This window comes from Pseudoalteromonas sp. SS15 (genome assembly GCF_049257195.1).
Taxonomy (GTDB): domain Bacteria; phylum Pseudomonadota; class Gammaproteobacteria; order Enterobacterales; family Alteromonadaceae; genus Pseudoalteromonas.
Genome location: NZ_JBMMUD010000007.1, coordinates 225833 through 231832, shown reverse-complemented (window position 1 = coordinate 231832; position 6000 = coordinate 225833). Strand labels below are relative to the sequence as shown.

The following is a 6000-nucleotide window of genomic DNA, read 5'->3' as shown; positions in this document are numbered from 1 at the left end:
AGGTTAGGAAGTCAGGGCTCAATCTACAAAACAGCATCTGAGTGCTCAGGTCGTGCTCGAGCTCTCTGACTTCCAGAATTGATAAGTGCTAGCTAAACACTCATCAAGGAGAGATACAAGGTCATGCTTTAGCGCGACAATTTAGAAAAGTTGCACAACTTACCCATACCAAAAAGCGCATTTGTGAGAAGTGCGCTTTTTTTTCAGTGCTAAATAGATCTGTGAACCAGATTTTTTCGCTAATTAACTGACCGCAGGCGCTAAATTAAACGCTTTTGCTCTTGGTCTGTGGTGTCTCACCAACAATAAACAAAATCCAGCGACTAACATTTGAGCTATGGTCACCAGCCAAACATCCACAATGAGATAACTCGGTGGCGTGTGGCCAAGTAGCATCTGGATCAAGTCGTAAAGTGGGCAAATTAAAGCTAACACCGCAGCAATGTAAAGCTGTTGGATCATGCCGCCTCTGACATTTTTACTAAACCAGCCGTGTACTAAACAGACTAAGATCATCACGCCAAACAAAGGCGGGAGTAGACTGACTTGTGACCATGACTCTGGTGCGAAGCGTGCCGCAATGAAGGTGCTGGCAACAGCGATCAAAGTACCGCTCGATAGCGCTAAGGTCATGGCTTTCACGAATTGCAGGCCGCGTTTACTTTGTTTACGATTATTTTCACGCTTTTCTAGCCAGATTAGATTACCTGTTAAAATCATATAACAGCATGCTAAACCGAGTAAGAAATAGATAAACTTCAGCGTATTGCCGCCATATTCACCGAAATGCAGAGAACTGAGTACACTATATGTGCCTGCTGTGGCTGATTGACTTGGTGTATATTCTTTGATTAAACGGGCATCTGCTAACGAGTATGTCAGGCGCGTCAGTTGGTCTAGAGTATGGTGCGCTGTCATTGCAACTTCAACTTGGCCTGCTTGATCGTTAGGCGCAAATATATTCAAAAAGTACACGCTTTGTTCTGGGTAGCGGCGCTGTGCATCTTCCACCATATCATCTAGCAAAGTTAAGTCTGCAGGCTGACCCGAGAGCTCTGTAATTCTTGGTGGCGCGTAAAAGTCTGCGGTTGCCATTAAAGCAGGAATATTGCCCTTAAATACCGCAAAGCCAAACCCTGCTTGCAGTAAAATACTCAAGTTGAACATGACACCCGTGAGGGCAAATAAAAACGTATAAGGTAGGGTGCTAATACCTATGATGCTGTGGCCATCAAGGTAGGTGTCTTTGCGGCGGTCGACTCGGTATTGGTAGTAATGACTGATGATTTTTTTTAGTAAGATCAGCGTACCGGTAAACACCATGACAAAGAAGATCAACGACACAATCCCCACCAACTCGGTACCACCGGGTAGCATCAAGTTAATGTGCATACGATACAGCATGTTACCAAGATAAAAGTCTTCTTGATCTAATTCGTAACGTTGACCTGTTTCTGGATCAAAGCTCTGATTGATGTCGATATGTTCGCCTTCAGGTGTCTCGATTTCAAAATAACTGACATAGAAAGGCTGGGCTTGAGTGGGAAGTTCGATAAACACACCATGATCCGCCGGCATGGTATGCCCTTGGTCGCTGATCTGTTTGGCAATCGTTGACACGGGTACATGTTGTTTCTGACTGGCTAAGTCTGTTTTCGGTGCATCATATTGCATGTCCCACAATACGATGTTTTCTCTGAAAAACGACATTGAGCCACAAACAAAAACGATCATCAAAACCCCTGAGATGATCAAACCAAGCCATGCATGTGCATGGGTAAAATTCTTTAACGTAGACTGTTTCATCCTGTTGGTCCTGCTGCAGTAAAGAAGGTGATCACAAAAATTATGATGGTTGGAATGGTCAGTATGCCGGCTCGTTGCCAAGCTTGTTTGCCACTTTCAGCGCCATAGCACCAAGTCATGACGCCTGCCCAAGCTGCTAAGGCCAGTACTAGTGATGTAGCTAAGATCACATTTATGTGAGCGACTAACCACAGGCTTAAAATACTAGGCACTAAAATCATCACGACGACGCCAGATAAGAACCCAGCAAAGGTTTTATGCCACATTACTGGCCTCCCGAAATCAGCTGCAACCCTGCACTAAGCATACAGATAGCAATAATGCTAGCGATGGCCCACTGAGGTTTATGGTTAAGTAAGAATACGGGCGCGGGAATAAACAGCATTAAACCAAGTAGCGCAAAAATACCTGCGACCACAGGGCTGAAATGTGCACTAATCAGCAATGAAAGAGTAATCACACTGAGTAGGGCAATGGTGACTAATGCCAACCAGCGAGGGGGTTTAAATTGTTGTGTCTTTAAAAATTGCTGCCGAGGGCTTGAGGCATAAAGCAACATGCCTGTTAACCAATAGGCAGGCAGGAGGTAAAAAAAACTCATATTTAAATCCTTGCTACTGAGTTATATTTCCTAAAACCGCGAAAAGATGTCGCATTGCTACGACATCTTTTTATAGGGGTTAAATGTTGACTGTCTTACCAGTCGAATACGCCACGGAACGAAATCGCATATTCCGCTGGCGCACCTAAGCGTGCATTACGGGCACGGTGTGCGACGTAATATTCTTCATCAGTGATGTTTTTACCAATGAAGTAAATACCGTAGTTATCCCATTCGTAACCAAGCTGAAAGTTAACCAGCGTGCGCGCATCATTGTGTAAGTCAAAGAATGCATCACCAGGCTGCAAACCATCACGATATGGATTTGGTCTATTAGGTGCATCGCTGGCATAGTTAATATTGATGTTCGCGAATAAACCTTCAGGTCCTTGATAAGTTAAGCCTGCACTTTGTGTACGCTCTGGGGCAGAGAACTGGCGGCCGGTTAAGTCATACTCGGTTTCTGGTGTTGTGATCTTAAAGTCAGTGAACTCAGTGCCTGCATAACCAATCGCTGCATAGGCTTTTAGGTAATCTGTTACGTTGTAATTCACTTCAAACTCGAAGCCTTTCACTTCAGAGCTACCCGCATTGACTGTTTCTAGATCAAAATTGTTTGAAGAAAGTTGTACAGAAACTTGTTGATCAGTCCAATCTGTATAGAAGAAGTTAGCATTTGCAGTTAATGCACCCTCTAACCACGTAGAGCGAATTGCTAATTCATAGTTGTCTGTATACTCAGGCTCATACTCGAATGTCACAGATTTCGCTTGGTTGATACCGACACCGCCTGAACGATACCCTTTCTGGAAAGTAAAGGTTGAGGTGATGTCGTCATTCAGATGATAACTCACGCCAATTTTAGGCAAGAAAGTATTGAAGCTGGTATCTGATAGAGCTGCCGGCTTTGAAGCGTCAGCTGCAAGACCTAGTAATAAGCTGTTGATACCAGTGATAAGCGGCACAATACCTTCATAAGGCGTACCCGCATAATTAGCAGGGTTTGGCATTTTATCTTGGTTTAAAATGGTGTATTTCGCATCATTGCCATTCTTTTGCTCTTCACGGTCAAAACGCACGCCCGCTAAAATATCCCACTGATCATTGAGGTGCCAAACACCATCAGCGAAGAGTGCATAGCTCGTCACTTCTGTTTCGGTAAGAGAGTAAATTTGCGTTCTGGCAGGGTCAAAATCTGCATATTGTGCAATGACCAAGTCAGCAATTTGTGGGCTTAGTTTATACCTTACTTGTAACACGCTACTCGATAAGCCAAGACGAGATAAGTTGTAGTTGTTTAAGCCATTGCTCAGAGCTTCTCTGTCGCCATTAAAATAGTAAGCGCCCGCTACACCGCTAAAGCTTTCATAATCAAATGTAAGCCTGAATTCTTGAGTTAGTGTTTTTTCTGTATTGTTGTAGAGTGTGCTACTGCCTGTGTCGACGATTGGTGTGTTACCTAGACCTTGTGGGTAGTCCGAGTCCCAGTCAAACGCTTCAAGCACATCTGAGTAAGTTGTATAAGATGAAAACGATAACTCGCTATTGATGTCATAGTTCAAAGTTAAAGAAACCAGTTCAGTTTCGGCTTTGCGCTCTCGAGTGTCGTTATAAATTGTTGTACGGTTATCAAAGTCAACTTCACCGGCATTAGTTGTTAGGTTTGCATCACCATATACGCGCTCTGCATTCATGTAGCTGAGCATTGCCGAGAAGTCTTCAAACCCTGCCGGCTCATATAAAAACTTTAAGCGGTAGGTGTGTTCTTCATTAAAATCAGAGTCAGAGTTGTCATGAAGGTTAATAACGTTACCATCGTAGCGCTTTTCTTCACCGCTGAATCTAAATGACAACTCATCTTCAATCAGGCCACCGCCAATGGCAATACCCGCTTCTTGCTGGCCGTTTTGACCGATCAGTAATTTGTATTTACCTTCGTTTTCATGGCTTGGCATTTGAGTATTTAAAATAACTGCACCAGCAAGTGCGTTGCGCCCTTGCAATGTAGACTGTGGCCCACGCAATATTTCAACTTGCTGTGCATCCCATGTTGAGAAGCCACCATTACGAACTAAGCCCTGTGGTAGCGGCGCGCCATCAATATACACACTTGCCAGGTAGCTATTACCACCGCCTGATACATTAAAGCCATCAATACCTCGAATGCTGAAACCATAGCTATCACCATGGGTATTGGCGGTATTTACCATCACGTCGGTGAAAGTGTTGATCTGTTGTTGCTCGATCATCTCAGGAGTCAGTACAGCAACACTCGTGGTAGTTTCTTGCAGGCTACGTGCAATTTTTTGACCTGTGACCATGATGGTTTCGATTTCTTTTTCATCACCTTGATCATCGGCAAAAACAAGTTGGCTAGACAGTGCCATAGGAATTGCAAGAGACGCACGTAGTGCAAATGAGAGCGCAGAGAGTTTCATTATTCGTCCGTATAAAGTATTTGCTCAAAAAAATAGGTTGCAAATACTAACATGATCAAAATTGCAAATCATTATCATTACAGTGTTTGTTGTGGGTATTTTAATCTTGCTTTTTATTCTATGCTGAGCAAGGTGAGGTAATAAAATTATATAGAGCTGCTTTTAAGGTTTTGATTTTTATGGTTAAGAAATTATTCTGGCTGCTTTGTATGAAAGGTTTTTTAGCTTAAATGTAATTATCAGTTTCGACAAAAAGAATGCATATATTCATAACCGTACCAATATATGCATTAATAAGGTTATATAAAACAGTTGGTTAGAAGCTAAAGGAGAGCTGTAATCCTGTGAAGTGATTGTCTTCGGCCTCCCAGCCATTGCCATCAATTTGTCGATAGCGGGTGTAGGCTTCGAGTTTAAAGTGTTCAATCTGCACACCGATACCTGCACCTAAGTAAGCATCAATTTCGTTGTTAGGCGCGTTGTAAACGATGATACTAGAATGGTTACTATAACGGTCATTGTTACGTTGGTCGTGAAACATAAGCTCAAAAGCATCAAAGCCCAACTCACCATACGCGTAAACAGTAGAGAAATAACCGAATTTAAGCCCAGTATCTAATGTGAGAAAGTCTTCGCGATAGCCTTGCTCGGTAGTCACACTGGCGTTGCCTAACGCACTGGTAAAGCCAATACCAAAAGGGGTATGGTTAAAATAGCCAAGCACTTCAAACCCAGTTGAAATGATGTGATCGTCAAGTGCATTGAATTCTGATTTGGCAAATACAGAAAAGTCGAAATCATCATTGGCAGAACAGGGTAAAGCGGTTAAACCGAGTAAGAAAAGAGAAGCAATGTAGCGCGTCATGCGAGGGTCCTTGCAAGTAAAACTGATGAAATTGTAAGGTGAGTAAAGGGCGTTAACTGTAAGAAAGTGTTGGTAGATTGTAATGAATTTTTGGAGTGGTTAAGCTTTGTGAGGCTTAACCAGTTTTGAAGCTGTTTTGTTTCTAGAAAGACGTTATACCATCTAAACCCGAGTCTAAAACAGGCGCCTTGCCCCAGTTGGATGTAAATGAGGTCGCCGCCATATTCTTTAAGGTGTGAGCGCATGATTTGCCTAGATAAACTTAAACCAATACCAGAACCCTTTTGCTT

5 protein-coding genes are annotated in these 6000 nt (G+C 43.0%); all 5 read right to left on the bottom strand.

Annotated features, from left to right (window positions below; all coding sequences use genetic code 11):
• Positions 1–243: 243 nt before the first annotated feature.
• Complete coding sequence (locus AAEU28_RS15880; protein WP_421965008.1) at positions 244–1806, bottom strand: PepSY-associated TM helix domain-containing protein; 1563 nt, start codon at positions 1804–1806, stop codon at positions 244–246.
• Positions 1803–2072, bottom strand: coding sequence for a hypothetical protein (locus AAEU28_RS15875; protein WP_421965007.1), 270 nt, complete (start codon positions 2070–2072; stop codon positions 1803–1805). Before AAEU28_RS15875 ends, AAEU28_RS15880 begins: the two co-directional genes overlap by 4 nt.
• Entirely contained in the window at positions 2072–2407 is a 336-nt protein-coding gene (locus AAEU28_RS15870) for a hypothetical protein (RefSeq protein ID WP_421965006.1), read from the bottom strand. Before AAEU28_RS15870 ends, AAEU28_RS15875 begins: the two co-directional genes overlap by 1 nt.
• A 95-nt stretch (positions 2408–2502) precedes the next feature.
• Positions 2503–4845 (bottom strand): TonB-dependent receptor, encoded by a 2343-nt coding sequence (locus tag AAEU28_RS15865; protein WP_421965005.1) that lies wholly within the window; start codon positions 4843–4845, stop codon positions 2503–2505.
• 316 nt (positions 4846–5161) lie between these two features.
• Positions 5162–5710, bottom strand: coding sequence for a hypothetical protein (locus AAEU28_RS15860; protein ID WP_421965004.1), 549 nt, complete (start codon positions 5708–5710; stop codon positions 5162–5164).
• Positions 5711–6000: the final 290 nt, after the last annotated feature.